The organism is Pseudomonas sp. VMV1 (genome assembly GCF_056790235.1).
On the sequence record NZ_JBXGSE010000002.1, the window covers coordinates 132257 to 149901 of the forward strand.

Annotated in this window: 19 protein-coding genes; 6 read left to right on the plus strand and 13 right to left on the minus strand. The window is 66.9% G+C overall.

What is annotated here, in order from left to right; genetic code table 11:
* Nucleotides 1-30: 30 nt before the first annotated feature.
* A complete protein-coding gene (leuA, locus tag ACUCV0_RS06115; protein WP_271655679.1) occupies nucleotides 31-1701 on the minus strand; it encodes a 2-isopropylmalate synthase in 1671 nt (556 codons plus the stop codon).
* A 363-nt stretch (nucleotides 1702-2064) separates the two neighbouring features.
* Between leuA and ACUCV0_RS06120 the strand changes: the two genes are divergently transcribed.
* Nucleotides 2065-2496: a DUF4174 domain-containing protein gene (locus ACUCV0_RS06120; RefSeq protein ID WP_482212300.1), complete on the plus strand. Its 432-nt coding sequence runs from the start codon at nucleotides 2065-2067 to the stop codon at nucleotides 2494-2496.
* A 421-nt stretch (nucleotides 2497-2917) separates the two neighbouring features.
* On the opposite strand, the gene ACUCV0_RS06125 is transcribed toward ACUCV0_RS06120, so the two are convergent.
* Nucleotides 2918-3586, minus strand: coding sequence for a glutathione S-transferase family protein (locus ACUCV0_RS06125; protein WP_323149586.1), 669 nt, complete (start codon nucleotides 3584-3586; stop codon nucleotides 2918-2920).
* A 28-nt stretch (nucleotides 3587-3614) separates the two neighbouring features.
* Nucleotides 3615-4895: a mechanosensitive ion channel family protein gene (locus tag ACUCV0_RS06130; RefSeq protein ID WP_482212301.1), complete on the minus strand. Its 1281-nt coding sequence runs from the start codon at nucleotides 4893-4895 to the stop codon at nucleotides 3615-3617.
* Nucleotides 4896-5007: 112 nt separating this feature from the next.
* Between ACUCV0_RS06130 and ACUCV0_RS06135 the strand changes: the two genes are divergently transcribed.
* On the plus strand, nucleotides 5008-5397 hold the full coding sequence (locus ACUCV0_RS06135; protein WP_059315814.1) for a DUF6491 family protein: 390 nt from the start codon (nucleotides 5008-5010) through the stop codon (nucleotides 5395-5397).
* A gap of 6 nt (nucleotides 5398-5403) precedes the next feature.
* Entirely contained in the window at nucleotides 5404-5958 is a 555-nt protein-coding gene (locus ACUCV0_RS06140) for a DUF488 domain-containing protein (protein WP_313649739.1), read from the plus strand.
* Between the two features lie 4 nt (nucleotides 5959-5962).
* Here the strand turns inward: ACUCV0_RS06140 and ACUCV0_RS06145 are convergent, their stop codons facing one another.
* The 3 genes from ACUCV0_RS06145 to ACUCV0_RS06155 form a co-directional block, all read right to left on the minus strand.
* The gene (locus tag ACUCV0_RS06145; protein ID WP_313649738.1) at nucleotides 5963-6169 is read right to left on the minus strand and encodes a hypothetical protein; all 207 of its coding nucleotides are present in this window, start codon (nucleotides 6167-6169) and stop codon (nucleotides 5963-5965) included.
* Nucleotides 6170-6267: 98 nt separating this feature from the next.
* On the minus strand, nucleotides 6268-7089 hold the full coding sequence (locus tag ACUCV0_RS06150; protein WP_313649737.1) for a peptidoglycan DD-metalloendopeptidase family protein: 822 nt from the start codon (nucleotides 7087-7089) through the stop codon (nucleotides 6268-6270).
* Nucleotides 7090-7164: 75 nt separating this feature from the next.
* Nucleotides 7165-8271 (minus strand): L-dopachrome tautomerase-related protein, encoded by a 1107-nt coding sequence (locus ACUCV0_RS06155; protein ID WP_482212302.1) that lies wholly within the window; start codon nucleotides 8269-8271, stop codon nucleotides 7165-7167.
* Nucleotides 8272-8431: 160 nt separating this feature from the next.
* On the opposite strand from ACUCV0_RS06155, the gene ACUCV0_RS06160 reads away from it, so the two are divergent.
* Complete coding sequence (locus ACUCV0_RS06160; RefSeq protein WP_271655673.1) at nucleotides 8432-8626, plus strand: hypothetical protein; 195 nt, start codon at nucleotides 8432-8434, stop codon at nucleotides 8624-8626.
* A gap of 10 nt (nucleotides 8627-8636) precedes the next feature.
* Here the strand turns inward: ACUCV0_RS06160 and xseA are convergent, their stop codons facing one another.
* Entirely contained in the window at nucleotides 8637-10016 is a 1380-nt protein-coding gene (xseA, locus tag ACUCV0_RS06165) for an exodeoxyribonuclease VII large subunit (RefSeq protein ID WP_482212303.1), read from the minus strand.
* Between the two features lie 102 nt (nucleotides 10017-10118).
* On the opposite strand from xseA, the gene ACUCV0_RS06170 reads away from it, so the two are divergent.
* Entirely contained in the window at nucleotides 10119-10670 is a 552-nt protein-coding gene (locus ACUCV0_RS06170) for a sugar ABC transporter ATPase (protein WP_482212304.1), read from the plus strand.
* A gap of 344 nt (nucleotides 10671-11014) precedes the next feature.
* On the opposite strand, the gene otnI is transcribed toward ACUCV0_RS06170, so the two are convergent.
* From otnI to ACUCV0_RS06200, 6 genes are all read right to left on the minus strand, one after another.
* Entirely contained in the window at nucleotides 11015-11794 is a 780-nt protein-coding gene (gene otnI, locus ACUCV0_RS06175) for a 2-oxo-tetronate isomerase (protein ID WP_059315806.1), read from the minus strand.
* A gap of 14 nt (nucleotides 11795-11808) precedes the next feature.
* Nucleotides 11809-13269, minus strand: a complete 1461-nt coding sequence (locus ACUCV0_RS06180; RefSeq protein ID WP_059315805.1) for a GntT/GntP/DsdX family permease — start codon at nucleotides 13267-13269, stop codon at nucleotides 11809-11811.
* A gap of 139 nt (nucleotides 13270-13408) precedes the next feature.
* Nucleotides 13409-14047: a 3-oxo-tetronate 4-phosphate decarboxylase gene (gene otnC, locus ACUCV0_RS06185; protein ID WP_042138545.1), complete on the minus strand. Its 639-nt coding sequence runs from the start codon at nucleotides 14045-14047 to the stop codon at nucleotides 13409-13411.
* Nucleotides 14044-15336: a 3-oxo-tetronate kinase gene (gene otnK, locus ACUCV0_RS06190; RefSeq protein ID WP_059315804.1), complete on the minus strand. Its 1293-nt coding sequence runs from the start codon at nucleotides 15334-15336 to the stop codon at nucleotides 14044-14046. The genes otnC and otnK overlap by 4 nt, the downstream gene beginning before the upstream one ends.
* Nucleotides 15337-15341: 5 nt before the next feature.
* Nucleotides 15342-16235, minus strand: a complete 894-nt coding sequence (gene ltnD / locus ACUCV0_RS06195) for an L-threonate dehydrogenase (protein WP_059315803.1) — start codon at nucleotides 16233-16235, stop codon at nucleotides 15342-15344.
* A 23-nt stretch (nucleotides 16236-16258) separates the two neighbouring features.
* The gene (locus ACUCV0_RS06200; RefSeq protein WP_482212305.1) at nucleotides 16259-16963 is read right to left on the minus strand and encodes a FadR/GntR family transcriptional regulator; all 705 of its coding nucleotides are present in this window, start codon (nucleotides 16961-16963) and stop codon (nucleotides 16259-16261) included.
* A 192-nt stretch (nucleotides 16964-17155) separates the two neighbouring features.
* Between ACUCV0_RS06200 and dksA the strand changes: the two genes are divergently transcribed.
* A complete protein-coding gene (gene dksA / locus ACUCV0_RS06205; RefSeq protein ID WP_059315802.1) occupies nucleotides 17156-17560 on the plus strand; it encodes an RNA polymerase-binding protein DksA in 405 nt (134 codons plus the stop codon).
* Nucleotides 17561-17645 lie beyond the last annotated feature (85 nt).

The window sequence follows — 17645 nt, forward strand, 5'->3', positions numbered from 1 at the left end:
GCATTCCCTTAAGTTTGACGAATGTCAGTATTAGGCCGCCTTGGCCTGCGCCTGGGTAACCGCGCGATTCAGGGCGCTGAGCAGGGCACGGAAGCTGGCCGTGGTGATGTTCTCGTCGATACCGATGCCATGCAGGGGACGCTGGCCTTCCAGGCGGACCTCGATGTAGGAGGCGGCCTTGGCGTTGGCGCCGGCGCCAATGGAGTGCTCGTGGTAGTCCATGATCTCCACTGCCTGGGGCAGGCTGGCGACCAGGGCTTCCAGCGGGCCCTTGGCGGTGCCGTGCCAGTGTTCGGTACGACCGTCGACGGCGACCTTGATGTCGACGGTGGAGGTGCCGTCTTCCTCGCGCAGCTTGTGGCTGACCAGCGCATAGGGGCTCTTGGCCTGCAGGTATTCCTGTTCGAGCAGGCCATGGATCTGGGCCGCGGTCATCTCAAGGCCCAGGCGATCGGTCTCGCGCTGCACCACCTGGCTGAATTCGATCTGCATGCGGCGCGGCAGGCTGATGCCGTATTCCTGTTCCAGCAGGAAGGCGATGCCGCCCTTGCCCGACTGGCTGTTGACGCGGATGACCGCCTCGTAGTCGCGACCGATGTCGGCCGGGTCGATGGGCAGGTAGGGCACCTCCCAGAGCGCATCCGGCTTCTGCTGGGCGAAGCCCTTGCGGATGGCGTCCTGGTGGGAACCGGAGAAGGCGGTGTGGACCAGATCGCCGACATAGGGATGGCGCGGGTGCACCGGCAGCTGGTTGCACTCCTCGACGGTCTTGCGCACGGCGTCGATGTCGGAGAAGTCCAGCTCGGGGTTGACGCCCTGGGTGTAGAGGTTGAGCGCCAGGGTCACCAGGCAGACGTTGCCGGTGCGTTCGCCGTTGCCGAACAGGCAGCCTTCGACCCGATCGGCGCCGGCCATCACCGCCAGTTCCGAGGCGGCGACGCCGGTGCCGCGGTCGTTGTGGGTGTGGACGCTGATCAGCACGCTGTCGCGGCGGTCGATGTGGCGGCCGAACCACTCGATCTGGTCGGCGTAGTTGTTGGGCGTGGCGCACTCGATGGTGGCTGGCAGGTTGAGAATCAGCTTGTTGGCCGGGGTCGGTGCGAACACCGCGATCACCGCGTTGCACACCTCGACGGCGAAGTCGGTCTCGGTGGAGCTGAACACCTCGGGGGAATACTCGAAGCCCCACTGGGTTTCCGGACGCTCGGCGGCCAGGCGCACGATGGTCTGGCCAGCGGCCACGGCGATGGCCTTGACGCCCGCCTGGTCCTGGTTGAAGACGATGCGGCGGAAGCTCGGTGCACAGGCGTTGTAGTAGTGGACGATGGCGCGCTTGGCCCCCTTGAGCGACTCGAAGGTACGCTCGATGAGGTCGTCACGGGCCTGGGTCAGTACCTGGATGGTGACGTCGTCGGGGATGTGTCCACCCTCGATCAGCTCACGGACGAAATCGAAGTCGGTCTGGGAGGCGGAGGGGAAACCCACCTCGATCTCCTTCAGGCCCACGGCGATCAGGCACTTGAAGAAGGCCATCTTCTTCTCGGCGTCCATCGGCTCGATCAGCGACTGGTTGCCGTCGCGCAGGTCGGTGGACAGCCAGATCGGCGCCTTGTCGATGACCTTGTCCGGCCAGGTACGGTCGGGCAGGGCGATGGGCGTGAAGGGACGGTACTTCTGCGAGGGATCTTGGAGCATGGTCATGGCGATTCTTTCCTTGGGCGTGGTCGGGACTTACGAAGCGAGCGCGGTCGAGCTTCGCAGTCGTGGACTGACCAGTCGCAGGCAGCGGTGCTGCCGGAGGAGGATGAGGGTATGGGCGTTGTGCATGGGGCTAACGTTAGTCCGCCCGGGGTAGTGCTCGCAATGTTCTTTTTAAAATTGGCAGGAATGGTCGTATAGACTCTAGAGTCGACCATTTATTGCTATGTAGGGCTCCCTATTGGTGATTTATGAACAACGAAACTTGCGGTTTTTGTGTAACCCGAAATCGCCAGGGCGATCCCTGACGCCGGACCGAGGTCAATGCTGGACGACTCTTGGCAACCGAACGGAAGGAAAGCGTCCATGAAGACCCTTGCGCTGGTAGGCCTGGCGACCACCCTGATCGCCAGTCTGGTCTCGACGGCCCAGGCGTCCGACAACCCCCTGGAGGCGGAACGCTGGCAGACCCGACCGCTGATCCTGGTCGCGCCGACGGCCAATGATGCCCAGGTGGTGAAGCTCCGCGAGGAACTGGCGCAGCCAGCGAATCGCGAAGCCTTCGTCGAACGGGACATGGTGCTCTATACCGTGGTGGCCGGCGCCGGCAGCCGCAACGACCAGCCGCTGCGCCCGGAACAGAGCCAGGCGCTGCTCCAGGCGCTGGACGCGCGCGCTGGGCAGCCGGCGACGCTCTATCTGGTGGGCAAGGATGGTGGTGTCAAGGTGAGCGAAGAGCAGGGGTGGTCGCTCAAGGCCTTGTTCGGCACGGTCGATCGGATGCCGATGCGGCAGTGAGGGATGGGACCCTCACCCCAACCCTCGCCCAGGGGGAGAGGGGGCCTGGCGAGGCAGCCGGATGCAGCGTAGGTTGGGTTGAGCGTCAGCAAAGCCCAACACCCAAGGCACCTTGCGCCTGTTGGGCTTCGGCGATGGAGCCGCCTCAGCCCAACCTACGGGTGCGGGCATCGGCGTCTGAGCCTCAGGCGTAGACGTGGTAAGGACGTCGGGACGTCAGTGGAAAACGCTGGCGCGGTTTTTCACACTATGGGGGCTTCCCTCACCCCAGCCCTCTCCCAGGGGGAGAGGGGGACCTATCGATGCAGCCGGATGCGGCGTAGGTTGGGTTGAGCGTCAGCGAAGCCCAACACCATGGCACCCTGCGCCTGTTGGGCTTCGGCGATGGAGCCGCTTCAGCCCAACCTACGGGGTTCGAGCCTCAGGCGTAGACGTAGGGCCCACCCTGCTCCAGCGCGCGCTGATAGGCCGGGCGGGCGTGGATGCGCTTGAGAAAGTCCACCAGTTTGGGGCGTTTGCCGTTGTCCAGGCCGGCGCGGCTGGCGGCGGCTTCCAGGGGGAAGCTGAGCTGGATGTCGGCCGCGGTGAAGCTGTCGCCGACGAACCAGCCGCTGGCGCCCAGTTGGCTTTCCAAGTAGTCCAGGTGCAGGTCCAGCTGGGGCTGGATGAAGCTCGCGGTGGCCTTGGCAGCGATGCCCTTGGCGATGGGCCTGGCGAAGAATGGCATGGGCGAGGTGGCGATACGGTCGAACACCAGCTTGAGCAGCAGCGGTGTCATGGCCGAGCCCTCGGCGTAGTGCAACCAGTAGGTGTAGCGCACGAACTCGGGACTGTCCTGGGCCGGCAGCAGTTGCGGCCCGTAGCGCCGTGCCAGGTAGTCGACGATGGCGCCGGATTCGGCCAGGGTCAGGTCGCCGTCGACGATTATCGGCGACTTGCCCAGGGGATGCACCTTGCGCAATTCCGGCGGCGCGAACAGCCCGCCGGCGGCGCGTTCGTAGCGCTGTACCCGATAATCGATGCCAAGCTCTTCGAGCAGCCAGAGCACCCGCTGGGAGCGGGAGTTGTTCAGGTGGTGGACGATGATCATGGTCTTTCCTTAGGCCGGGGGCGGGCGATCAGGGCACCGGAGTGCCCGGTTCGCCGAGGGAGGTCATGGCCTCGCGCGGTTCCAGGCGCCCGCGGAAGTCGCGTCCGCTCGGGTGCTGGAACACATGCAGGCCAAATTCCGGGAGGATGGAGAGCAGGTGGTCGAAGATGTCCCCCTGGATGCCCTCATATTGCGCCCACACCGTGGTGTTGGTGAAGCAGTAGATCTCCACCGGCAGACCCTCGCCGGAGAGCGGCATCTGGCGTACCAGCAGGGTCATGCCCTGGTGTACCCCGGGATGGGCGCGCAGGTAGCGTTCCACATAGGCGCGAAAGGTGCCCAGGTTGGTCACCCGGCGGGTGTTGACCGGCTCCTGGCCGCGCTTTTCCAGCTTGCGGTTCCAGTCCGCCAGTTCCTGTTCCTTGGCGGTGAGGTAGTCATCCAGCAGGTTGAAGCGGTGCAGGTGCTCTCGCTCGGTGTCGCTGAGGAAGTGCACGCTGTTCTGGTCGATGTTGAGCGCCCGCTTGATGCGCCGGCCACCGGCCTCCTGCATGCCGCGGTAGTTGCGGAAGGAATCGGTGATGAATCTCTTGGTGGGGATGGTGGTGATGGTCTTGTCGAAGTTCTGCACCTTGACCGTATGCAGGGCGATGTCGATGACGTCGCCGTCGGCATTGAGCTGGGGCATTTCGATCCAGTCGCCGACGCGGATGATGTCGTTGCTGGAGATCTGCACGCTGGCCACCAGGGAGAGCAGGGTGTCCTGGAAGATCAACAGCAGCACCGCGGCCATGGCACCAAGGCCGGAGAGCAGGATCAGCGGCGAGCGGTCGATCAGGGTGGCGATCATCAGGATGACCGCGATGGCGTAGATGACGATCTTGCTGACCTGGACGTAGCCCTTGATTGGCTTGAGCCGCGCCGAAGGGCGCCGCGAATAGAGCACGTTGACCATGTTCAGGGCGCTGCCCAGGGCCAGGGCGATGGTCAGCACGATGAAGGCGCTGCAGACGTTCTGCACCACGGTGACCAGGGCGTCGGGGCGACCCGGCACCAGCTCGATGCCGATCGAGAGCACCAGGGCCGGGACGATGTTGGCCAGCCGGCCGATGACCCTGTGGTGATTGAGTTCGTGATCCTGGCCGAAGGAGGTGCTGCGCAGCAGGCGATAGAAGCCGCGCACCAGGATGCGCTTGACGATCCAGTTGAGGACCCAGGCGGCCAGCAGGAGGCCGAGGCAGGCTACCAGGGTGAGCAGCTGGGGGTGTTTTTCGAGGTCGTCGATCAGTCGGGTCAGGCCCGTGGGCATAGGGGGTCTCTTGACGGGATACTACGGACGCCACGTTAGCAAAGCTGGGCCCTGCTTGCCGTATTCGTCATCTGCGGTCGGTCATAGGTTCAGCCCTTTCAGGAAGATATCCATGCGTCCCTTAGCTGCTGTTCTTACTGTCGCCGCGACACTGCTGCTCGCCGGGTGCGCCGGGCGTCCCTTCGGTCCGCCGACCCTGGATGATCGCCTGGCCGACCTGGGCTATCGGCAGGGCGCTGCCCTGGACACCATCCTGGGGTTCGATCTCTCCGGCTGGCATTACCTGGATGCCGGGCATCTGGCGCTGGGTACCGGGCTTGGCCGTGCTTACTTGGTGGACTTCGCCGTACCCTGTCGTAATCTTGCCGCTGGCAATCGGCTGGGCTATCGCTCGCGGGCCGCTGGCCTGCGTCCGGGCGACTTCCTGGTGTCCACCGATGCCCGGGGCAGTCGGATGGAGTGCCCCATTGGCGGCCTGTATCGCCTCGATCCCTTACGCTGAAACGCGATGATCCTGACCCTCGGACATTCCAATCACCCACTGGCGCGCTATATCGAACTGCTGCAGGCGCAGGAGGTGACGGCCGTGGCCGATGTGCGCTCGCAGCCCTATAGCCGACACGTGCCCCAGTATCGCCGAGAGGCCTTGCGCGAAGGGCTGGCGGCCGCCGGGATCGCTTATGTGTTCCTGGGCCAGGAGCTGGGCGCACGCAGCCCGGATCCGGCGCACTATGAGGATGGGCAGGTGCGCTATGACCGCCTGGCCGCCAGTGCGCTGTTTCAGCGGGGGCTGCTGCGCCTGGAGCAGGGCCAGGCACGCTGGCGGATCGCCCTGCTGTGCGCGGAGCGCGATCCCCTGACCTGTCACCGTGGATTGCTGGTAGCGCCCTGTCTGAGGCAGCGGGGCCTGGCGGTCACTCATATCCATCCGGACGGTCGGCTGGAAAGCCAGGCCGAGCTGGAGGACCGGCTATTGGCCACGAGCGGCCTGGCGGACGGCGATCTGTTCAATTCGCGAGAGGAACGGCTCCAGCGGGCCTATGCCCGCCACGGCTGGGGCTAGGAACCTAGGGCTCCACTAGCTCGCGCTTTTTCCACCAGCCGGCGAAGAGGCCGACCGGATAGATCGTCACCATGACGGCGAAGACCAGCCAGGTGCGCCAGGACCAGGCCGACAGCACGAAGCCCTGGGAGAAGCCCACCAGCAGGTAGCAGGCCGCGGTGACCAGCAGGATGCTGCCGAGGGCGCTGCCGAAGCGGGGTCTTGGGGTCATGGCGGCGGTTCCAGGTCGAGGCGGAGAAGGGCGTCCCTTTTAAGCCAGCGCCGGACGCCTGGCAATGCCCCCGACTGCAACCAATTGTTTGCTTACGGTCAGGGCTTGAAGGCGCCAATGAAGATGCTCGGGTCGACCCGCACGTCATTGAGACTGACGTTCCAGTGCAGGTGCGGACCCGTGGCGCGGCCGGTGCTGCCGACGCGACCGACCACGCCGCCACGCGGGACCTCCTGACCGACCTGCACATCGATGCGCGAGAGGTGGCAGAACATGCTGATCAGGCCCTGCCCGTGATCGACGAACACCGTCTTGCCGTTGAAGAAGTAGTCACCCACCAGTACCACCTTGCCGGCGGCCGGGGCCTTGACCGGGGTGCCGGCAGGCACGGCGAAGTCCAGGCCCGAGTGCGGGTTACGCTCCTGGCCGTTGAAGAAGCGGCGCAGGCCGAAGGGACTGGAGAGCGGACCGTCCACGGGCTTGTCCAACAGCAGGTTGCTGGGCTGGTTGGACGAGAACAATCGGTAGGCGGCCTGCTGTTCGGCCAGTTCGCGCTCGAAACGCTTCAGGTCTTCGGGATTGGGCGTGACCTGGCGCTGGTTCTTCAGGGTGATGCGCTGCTCGGCGTAGTGCCGGCTACCAACCGTGAACGCCAGGGGCGTGGCGCCGACGACTTCCAATGGCTGGCGGCCTGCTGCGGTGCCCAGGGGGATGCCGACGATGGCCACCCAGCCGTTGCCATCCTTGACCACCAGCACCGGCTTGCCCTGGTAGCGCACCCGCGGCGCCGCGTCACCCGGAATGGGGACCACGGCGACGCCGCCCGGCACGGGCTTGTCCAGCAGGCGTTGCAGGTAGGTACCGGCATGGGCGGGCAGGGCGAGGAACAGGCAGCAGAGCAGCGGCAGCAGGCGGGACATGGGAATTTCCAGCGACGAAAACACCCATGCTGGGGCAGGCAAGGGCCGCGGGCAAGGCGCCCGCGGCATTCTTCATCAGTTGGGGACGATCTTGTAGAGCACGGTTTCCAGCGCCGGCTTCTGTTTTGGATCAAAGAAATTCATCTCGGGGATGCGCGAATCCGTGACATAGACGGTGCCATCCGGGCCGCGGCCAAAGGTGTCCGGCCAGATCAGCTGCTTGTCCTGTACCAGGGTAGTGAGCTGACCGTTCTCGCGGACCTTCACCGCATGCTCTTCCACCGCGCTGACATAGAGACGCCCTTGCGGATCCATCAGCAGGCCATCGGCCGGGCCGTTCTCGCCGACCTTTTCCACCTTGGCTGGCAGGCTGGCGAGCTCATCGCCCTGCAGACTGGCGGTGGCGATGCGATAGAGGGTGTTGCCCTTGACCGCCTGCCAGTAGAGATAGTCACCGGCCGGGGAAAGGGCGATACCATCGGCGGAGAATTCCACGCCACGGCCATCCGGACGCATCAGCGGCTTGCCGTCGGCCTTGACCTTGACGCCCTTCTCGGCCTGGGTGCTGGGATCGCCATCCAGGGTGCGGCGCGCCTTGCCGCTGTCCAGGTCCAGCACCACCAGGGCCCCGCGTGCGCCGGAATCGGTGATGTAGGCATGGCGGCCATCCGGACTGAGACGGACGTCGTTGAGGTAGCTGCCCTGGGGCGCCACGCTCTCGTCCAGCGCGTAGACCTTGCTCACCTGGTTGCTGGCCAAGTCGATCTTCACCAGCTTGGGTGCCCCTGGCACCACCAGAGCCTGGGCTGGGGCGCCCGGGTCGATGACCCAGAGATTGCCACGGCCGTCGGCCACCACGGATTGCACGCACACCCAGTGATTGCCTGGCGTCAGCTCATCGCGCTTGGCATTGCGCCAGCCGTTCCAGGCCGGATCCGGATAGGGCACCAAACTACCGTCGGGTTTGAGTTCAGCTACCGAGACTTCGCTGTCCTCGGTCCAGCGCGGGAAGTTGACGAAGATCCGACCGTTCTCGCTGACGGTAACGCCAGTGACCTGATGGTCGAAGCTGGCGACCTTTTCCAGCTTGGCGCTGGACTCGGCGGCAAAGGCGGCAGGTGCCAGGGGCAGGGCGGTCAATAGCGTGGCCAAGGCGAGGCGGCTGAGGGTGGGTCTGGACATGGTGGGATCCTGGTGGGCGACCGGAGGGACCGGTCCTGCAGGTACGACTGCACCGCCCGCCTGGAAGATCGCCAGGGCCGACAGCCGGCTGGCCGTTGGCCCGCGCGGGAACGTCCGTGGAAATCCCGGGGTCCTCCCTGAAACCCCAGAGGAGAAGACCATGTTCCGTCCCATCGCCAGCAGCCTGGCCCTGCTTACCCTGAGTGCGGTACTCGCCGGTTGCGACAAATCGCCGGAGACCCCGCCGCCCCAGCGCAGCGAAGTGGTACAGAAAAGCGCGCCCGGCAGCGATCCGGCCACTCAGTCGCCCGAGCGCACCGTGGAGCATGGCAATCCGGGGACCAAGGCGCCCTGAGGCGCCAGCGTCAGTCCAGCAACGACAGGGTGACCGGTGCCTGGTGATTGTCCAGCACCCGTACCTCCAGTTCGCCTTCGGCCAGGCGGGCATGGAGCCTCTGACCGGGCTGTACCTGGCCGGCCGCACGCACGGCCTGGCCGCGTTCGTCGAGGAGGATGCTGTAGCCGCGGCCCAGGGTGGCCAGCGGGCTGACGATCTGCAGGGTCTGGACCGCGCCAGCCAGGCGTTGCTGACGTTCCTTCAGCTGTCGTTGCATGACCCGGGGCAGTTGTTCGGCGAGCTGCTCCAGGCGCTGGCGCAGCAAGGCCAGTTGGCGCCCGGGATGCTGGCCGGCCAGGCGGGTATCCAGGTGGGCCAGGCGATCGCGTCGACGATTCTGGGCGATGACATAGGCGCGCCGCAGACGCAGATCCAGATCATCCAGGCGTTGGGCCTGCTGACGCAGGCGCTCGCCAGGATGACGCAGGCGCCGGCTGCAGGCGTCCAGGCGCAGTCGCTCGCGGGCCAGGCGCTCGCGCATGCGCAGGAGCAACTGGCGGTGCAGACCGTCCAGGCGCTGGCGCAGGTCGGCGCTATGGGGGGCGAGCAATTCCGCCGCGGCCGAAGGGGTGGGTGCGCGGACATCGGCGACGAAGTCGGCGATGGAGACATCGGTCTCGTGGCCCACGGCGCTCACCACCGGGGTCTGGCAGGCCGCCAGAGCGCGGGCTACGGGTTCTTCGTTGAAGCACCAGAGGTCTTCCAGCGAACCGCCGCCGCGGGCCAGGATCAGGGCGTCGAAGCCCTGGCGGTCGGCCAGTTGCAAGGCGCGGACGATCTGGGCAGTGGCCTCGCGGCCCTGCACCGCGGTAGGAATCAGCGTCAGTTCGACCTGAGGTGCCCGCCGTTTGAAGACGCTGACGATGTCGCGGATTACCGCGCCAGTAGGCGAGGAAACGATGCCGATGCGCTGGGGATGGGCGGGCAGCGTTCGCTTGCGTTCGGTGGCGAAGAGGCCTTCGGCGGCCAAACGTTCCTTGAGGGCCTCGAAGGCCAGGCGCAGGGCGCCGTCGCCGGCCGGCTCGACGCTGTCGAGGATCAGCTGGTAGTCGCCGCGGCCTTCGAACAGCGAGACCTTGCCGCGTACCTTGACCGCCAGGCCGTCGCGCAGGGCTTGCCGTACCCGGCTGGCGTGCTGGCGGAACAGCGCGCAGCGCACCTGGGCCTGGCCGTCCTTGAGGGTGAAGTACAGGTGGCCCGAGGCCGGCTTGGCCAGGTTGGAGATCTCGCCCTCGACCCAGACCTGGGCGAAGACGTCTTCCAGCAGCACCCGGGCGCGGCTGTTGAGCTGGCTGACGCTGAGCACCTCGCGGTCGAGACCGAGGCGGGCGAAGGGATCCTTGAACATGGGGCGCTATCTGTGGCTTTCGTCGGCCCCACCTTAGCAGCTCTGGGCGCGGGGCGAGCAGCCCATTAAGCTGCGCGCCCCTTCCTTCGAGACCCGCGTTCCATGACCCTGCGCCAGACCATCCTCGCTCCCCGCATTTCCAGCCATCCGCAGGTGGAGCGCACCGCCGTGGAGATTCTCGGCTGGCTCGCCGCCAGCGGCGTGGTCAGGGCCGAGGCCTCGCCCTGTCTGCCCAGTCGCGGCCGGCGTGGCCATGCGCCGGGTCCGCGACTGACCGAGGTGCTGCGCCTGGCGCCAGGCATGGACGATCCGCGCGACTTCGCCGACGGCGGCCTGGAAATCGTCACCGAACGCTGCATCTTCACTCCGCTGGACGGCTTCGAAGGTCGGGCGCGCTGCCCCACCTGCCGCCGCGAGATCGGCGAGGCGCTGTTCGAACACCTGGAAGTCTGGATGCCGGCGGAAAGCGATAACTTCGCCTGCCCGGAATGCGACCACGAAGACGACATCAACGGCTTCGACTTCCCCCAGCCGTGCGCCTTTTCTGACCTGGGCTTCATCTTCAACCACTGGCCGGCCCGGGCCTTCGCCCCGGCCTTCCTGGAAGAATTCCGGAGGCGGCTGGGTCAGCCGTTGGCGGTGGTGGAGGTTTAGGGGCGGGTGGGTCTATCGCGGCCATGGGCCGCTCCTACAGGGCTGATGGTGCTGTAGGAGTGGTTACATCGGCGGACCGCATGGCTGCGATGGAGCGATAGAACCGTAGCGTGGAAAACTGCGCAGCGTTTTCCACTGGGCCTAGGTGCCTGACGGTGGACAAGGCTGCGCCGTTGTCCACGCTACAAGCTGGAAGGGCGTGGTGTTGGGCTTCGTGTTGCCCAACCCAACCTACGGGAGGTTGTAGGTTGGGTTGAGACGGCTCTTTCGTCGAAGCCCAACAGGGGCGCACATAGGGCAGCCGGGGTGTTGGGCTTCGCTGTGCTCAGCCCAACCTACGGCTTTCAAGCCTTCAGCTTGCGCAGCCACTCCAGTCCGGCCGAGGTGTCGCCGCGGGGGCGATACTCGCAGCCGATCCAGCCGTCGTAGCCGAGGGCGTCGAAGCGCTCGAACAGGTAGGGATAGTGCAACTCGCCCAGGTCTGGTTCGTGGCGATCGGGCACTCCGGCGATCTGCACATGGCCGATGCCGGCGAAGTCTCGTTCGAAGGTCTTGCTGACGTCACCCTCGACGATCTGGCAGTGGTAGCAGTCGAACTGCACCTTGAGATTGTTGGCGCCTATGGCCTGGCGGATGGCCTGGGCGTCGTCCTGGCGATTGAGGAAGTAGCCGGGCATGTCGCGCCCGTTGATGGGCTCGATGAGGATCGTCACCCCGGCCTTGGCCGCCTGTTCGGCGGCATAGGTCAGGTTGCCCAGGTAGGTGTCGCGGGCGCGGGCCCGGTCGACCTCGGCGGGCAGCAGCCCGGCCATGACGTGTACCAGGCGATTGCCCAGCACGGCGGCGTATTCCAGCGCGCGGTCGATACCGGCGCGGCATTCGGCTTCGCGGCCGGGCAGGGCAGCCAGGCCGCGTTCGCCGGCCGCCCAGTCACCGGGCGGGGCGTTGAACAGCACCTGGGTCAGGCCGGCGGCGTCCAGGCGCGCCTTGATCTCGGCGGCGCTGTGCTCGTAGGGGAAGAGGTATTCCACGGCCTGGAAGCCGTCCGCGGCGGCGGCGGCGAAGCGGTCGAGAAAGGCATGCTCGGGGTAGAGCATGCTGAGGTTGGCGGCAAAACGAGGCATGAGGGTCTCCCAGGTCAGACGAAGGGCCAGAGCAGCAGGGTGATGGTGAAACCCAGGCACCCCAGCAGGGTGGTCAGGACGGTCCAGGTGCGCAAGCCGTCGGCGACGCTCAGGCCGACCAGCTTGGTGAAGATCCAGTAGCCGGCGTCGTTGATGTGCGACACGGCCAGACCACCGGCGCCCATGGCCAGGCAGAGCAGGGCCATGTGGTTGGCCGAGAGGTCCAGGGTGGCAATTAGCGGGCCGAGGATGCCGGCGGTGGTGACCAGGGCCACGGTGGTGGAACCCTGGACCGCGCGCAGCAGCAGGGTCAGCACGAAGCCCAGCGCCAGCACCGGCAGGCCGGTGGCGCGCAGCAGCTCCGAGACCACCGCGCCGATACCGGTGTCCACCAAGACCTTGCCGAAGACGCCGCCGGCACCGGCGATGAGGATGACCATGGCCACGCCGGGCAGCGCCGAGCCGATGACGTCCGAGACCTGCTCGCGCGACCAGCCGCGGCGGAAACCCAGCACATAGGCGCACAGCAGGGTGTCGATCAGCAGCGCCACCAGGGGCGCGCCAATCACGGTGAAGATGTCGCGCAGCAGGTTGCCGGCCGGTAGCCAGCTGGTGGCCAGGGTGCCCAGCAGGATCAGCACGATGGGCAGCAGGATCAGGGTCACCACCAGGCCGAAGCCGGGGGCCGGGGCGGGCGGCAGGCCGGCGGCGAGGCCGGCCGGGGTCTCGTCGACCTTGACCGCGGCGGCGCCGAGGCTGGGCAGGCCGGGGGCCATGTCCTGGCCGCGGCCCCACTGCTGCAGATGGGTGTCGGTGATCTGCGGACCATAGACGTCGCTGCGGATGTCGTCGGTCATGGGGTAGTGACGACGGGTCATGCGCCCGGCCACCCACCAGCCGATCAGGGCCAGCACGGCGGTGAGCGGCAGGCCGAACAGCAGCACCCGACCCAGGTCGGCGCCCAATTGGCCGGCGGCGGCAACGGCGCCCGGATGGGGCGGCAGCATGGCGTGCACGGTGAGCATGGTGGCGCACATTGGCAGGGCAAAGACGATCAGCGGTTTGCGCGCGGTGCGGGCGATGCCATAGGCCAGCGGCATCAGCACGATCACCCCGACTTCGAAGAACACCGGGATGCCGACCAGGAAGCCGGCCAGGGTCAGGGCCAGTGGCGTGCGTCTGTTGCCGAAGCGCTCAATCAGCGTCTTGGCCAGGGCCTCGGCGCCGCCGGAGAGTTCGATGATGCGGCCGATCATGGCGCCCAGGGCGATGATGATGGCGATGTGGCCAAGGATCTTGCCCATGCCGCCTTCGATGGTGGCCACCAGCTTGGACGGTTCCACCCCGGCCGCCAGGGCCACCAGGATGCTCACCAGCATCAGCGCCACGAAGGGCTGGAACTTGTACTTGAGGACCAGGAACAGCAGCAGGGCGATGCCCGCCGCGGCGATGAGGACCAGGAGCAATGGACTCATGAACGGGACTCCAGGCGGGTAGGGCTGACGACGTAAGACATGGCACTTTCCTCGCTATTGTTGTTTTTCCAGGGCAAGCCGATCCCGCGACGGCCGGCAAGGGCCATCGTGGGGGTATTGCGGTAGCGCGGGCTTCAGGTCACCAGACGGCGCCGAAGGTCTCCGCCAGTTCGGCCAGGGCGGCAGCATCGAGCGGCGCCGGTCGCGGCTCGGTCAGCAGCCACAGCCGCGCGGTTTCTTCCAGCTCCTCCAGGGCGAAGCTGGCCTTGCTCACGCTGCTCTCCCAGACCACCGGGCCGAGGCGTTCGAGCATCACGCCCCTTACCCGGTTGGCCAGTTGCGCCACCTGCTCGGCGACGCTGGCGGCGCCGGGACGGGCATAGGGGATCAGCGGGATATGGCCGACCTTCATCACTTGGTAGGGGGTGATCGGCGGCAGGATGTCGTCGGGGCGCCAGACGCCGGCCAGGGTCAGGGCCACCAGGTGGGTGGAGTGGGTGTGCACCACGCCGCCCACGCCTGGGTTGCGATCATAGACCTGACGATGCAGGGCCAGGGTCTTGGACGGCTTGTCGCCGGAGACCCAGTCGCCATTCAGGCCGACCTTGGCGATGGCGGCCGGATCCAGGCGACCCAGGCAGGCGTCGGTGGGGGTGATCAGCCAGCCGTCTTCCAGGCGGGCGCTGATGTTGCCGGCGCTGCCCACGGTGTAGCCGCGGGCATAGAGGCTGGCGCCGACGGTGCAGATCTCTTCGCGGAGACGGGCTTCGACGCTCATGCCTGCTCTCCTGCCAGCTGGCGCAACGCCTTGGCGAAGAAGTCGCGGCTGCCGAAGTTGCCGGACTTGAGCGCCAGGGCCAGGGGTTCGCCCTGCACCTGGCCGAGGGTGGCCGGCACGCCCGGATCGATCTGGGCACCGATGCGCAGGCTTTGCACGCCCAGGGCCTGGACCACGGCGCCGGAGGTTTCGCCGCCAGCCACTACCAGGCGGCGCACGCCCTGATCGAACAGGCCGCGGGCGATCAATCCCAAGGCACGTTCCACCAGTTCACCGGCGCGTGCCACGCCCAGTTCGCGCTGGATGGCCTTGACCTCGTCGGCGGGACTGGTGGCATAGATCAGCACGGCCTGGCCTTGCTCCCGCGCCCAGGCGAGGGCGGCGTCGATGGAGTCGTCCCCCCGGGCCAGGGCCAGCGGGTCCAGGCGTAGCGCGGGACGACCGGCTTCCAGCCAGGCGGCGACCTGGCCATTGGTGGCCTGGGAGGCGCTGCCGGCCAGCACCGCCTCGCCACCGGCGGGCAGGTCGAGGGCGGCGGCATCATGGGCCTGGAGCAGGCCGGCGCGGCGGAAGTTCTCCGGCAGGCCCTGGGCGATGCCCGAGCCGCCGGTGACCAGGGGCAGCTCGGCACAGGCCGCGCCCAGTGTATGCAGGTCGGCGTCGGACAGGGCATCGGCGATGGCCAGGCGATGACCCGAGCGACGCAACTCGTCGATAGCTGCGCGCACGGCCTCCGGGCCTTTGGCGACCTGGTCATAGCGCAGCAGTCCGACGGTGCCGCGGCTCTGCGCCTGCAGCACCCGCACCAGATTGGCGTCGCCCATGGGCGTCAGCGGGTGATGCTGCATGCCGGATTCGCTGAGTAGCTGGTCCTGCACGAACAGGTGGCCGCGGAACAGGGTGCGCCCGGTTTCCGGGAAGGCCGGGCAGGCCAGGGTGAAGTCGCAGTCCAGCGCCTCCTGCAGCGCCTCGGCCACCGGGCCGATATTGCCTTCGGCGGTGGAATCGAAGGTCGAGCAGTACTTGAAGAAGAACTGCCGGCAGCCGCGCTGGCGCAGCCAGGCGAGGGCGGCCAGGGATTCGCTCACCGCCTCGGCGGTCGGCGTGGTGCGGGATTTCAACGCGACCACCACGGCATCGGCCGCTTCGAGTTCGGCGTCGGCCGCGGGCACGCCGATCACCTGCACGGTGCGCATGCCGCCGCGCACCAGCATGTTGGCGAGGTCGGTGGCGCCGGTGAAGTCGTCGGCGATGCAGCCCAGCAGCGGGCGGGTCTCGGTCTGGCTCATTGGGATCACTCCGCGGCCTTGGGCAGCTCGATGCCCGGGAAGATCTTGATCACTGCCGAGTCGTCTTCACGACCATGGCCGGCGGTGGAGGCCTGCATGAACATCTGGTGGGCGGTGGCCGACAGCGGCAGCGGGAATTTCGAGGTGCGGGCGGTATCCAGCACCAGGCCCAGGTCCTTGACGAAGATGTCCACGGCGGACAGCGGGGTGTAGTCAGCCTTGAGGATGTGCGGCACGCGATTCTCGAACATCCAGGAATTGCCGGCGCTGTGGGTGATGACCTCGTAGAGGGCGTCTGGATCGACGCCTTCGCGCAGGCCCAGGGCCATGGCCTCGGCAGAGGCGGCGATATGCACCCCGGCCAGCAGCTGGTTGATGATCTTGACCTTGGAACCCTGGCCAGGCGCATCGCCCAGGCGATAGACCTTGCCGGCCATGGCGGCCAGGACCGCATCGCCCTTGGCATAGGCTTCCGCGGTGCCGGAGGTCATCATGGTCATCTCGCCACTGGCGGCCTTGGCGGCGCCCCCGGAGAGCGGGGCGTCCAAGAGCAGGATGCCGCGCTCTGCCAGGCGCTCGCCCAGCTCCACGGCGTAGGCCGGGGCCACGGTGGCGCAGGCGATCACCAGGCTGCCCGGCCGCAGGGCCGCCACCGCGCCGCCTTCACCGAACAGCACGGCTTCGGTCTGCTCGGCGTTGACCACCACGGTGATCAGGATGTCGCAGCTGTCGGCCAGGGCCGCGGGAGAGGTGCAGGCGACGCCACCTTCGCTGGCGAAGCTTTCCAGCACGCTGGCACGCACATCGCAGGCGTGCACGGCGAAACCCGCGCGCAGCAGCGAACGGGCGACGCCCAGACCCATGGCCCCGAGGCCGATGACACCAACGTTGTCTTGCATCTTGTTGTTCTCCAGAAAGGTGGTCAGGCGAAGCCGGCCTGCCGCAGGCGGCGGGCGGCGTTGTAGATGTGCTGGCGGGCGGCGTTGGCGGCGGCCAGGGGGTCACCGAGGCGGATGGCGGCAACGATGGCCTGGTGTTCTTCGTGCACCTGGCGGGAAAAGTCCTCGCGCCGCGCCTCGTTGGTACGGGTGATGCGCGTGGCCGTCTCCAGGTACTGGCTGACGAATTCCAGGGTCTTGATGAAGTAGGGGTTGCCGGCGGCCTGAGCGATGGTGCGGTGGAAGGCGACGTCGGCGCGTACCCCGTCATGGCCGTCGGCGACGTCTTCGTCGATGGCGACCAAGGCCTCGTCGATGGCCACCAGATCGGCCTCGCTGCGGTTGATGGCGGCCTCGGAGGCGATCTCTGCCTCGACGGCGCGGCGCAGGGCCAGCAGGTGGAAGACGCTACCTGGCAGGCTGGCTTCGTCGGCGTCGATACGCAGTGGGCGGATGCTGGCGTGGGTGGTAACGAAGATGCCGCGCCCCTGCTGGGGCTGCAGCACGCCTTCGTTCTTCAGCCGCGAAATGGCTTCGCGTACCACGGTACGGCTGACGCCGAAGGCTTCGGAGAGCAGGGCTTCGCTGGGGATCTTGCTACCGGGGGCGAAGACACCGGCTTCGATCTTGTCCAGCAGCTGTTGAGCGACGCTGTCGCTCAACACATTGGCGGGGACCTTGGCGAACATGGAGACCTGCTGTTGTGGTTGTAAGGTTGTCATACAGGTTGTGGCGCTACTCTCTCATAGCCTTTTGTCTTTGTGTAGTGGTTTGGCAAAGGCACTACGAGATTTTTGTGACGGCTTCGCTAGGTACAAGACCCAGGCTAGAGCACTTGTGAAGTGTTATAATATAACATCTTTATCGAGGAGCGCTGTCGTATGACCCCTGAAGAACTCTTGGCCCAGCCCGAGTCGGCCTACATGAACGAGGCCCAACGCGACTTCTTTCGCCGGCTGCTGCTCGACCAGCGTGGCGATCTGCAGCGGCTGATCGACGAGCAGGTGGAAGACCTGCGTGGCATGGACGCCCACGGCGATCCGGCCGATGTCGGTAACGCCGAGCAGCAGCGGCAATGGCAACTGCGCCAGCTGGAGCGGGAGAAGAAGCTGCTGGACAAGATCGACGAGGCCCTGGAGCGCCTGGCCCGTGATGAGTATGGGTGGTGCCAGGATACCGGCGAACCCATCGGCCTGGCACGACTGCTGCTGAGACCCACCGCCACCCTTGGCGTCGAAGCCAAGGAACGCCAGGAGCAGCGCGAGCGGCATATGCAGTCATCGTGAGGGTGCGGTGACTGGGCTTCCCTCACCCCAGCCCTCTCCCGAGGGGAGAGGGGGCGGTATGGCGCAGGAAGGGTCGCCCGTAGGT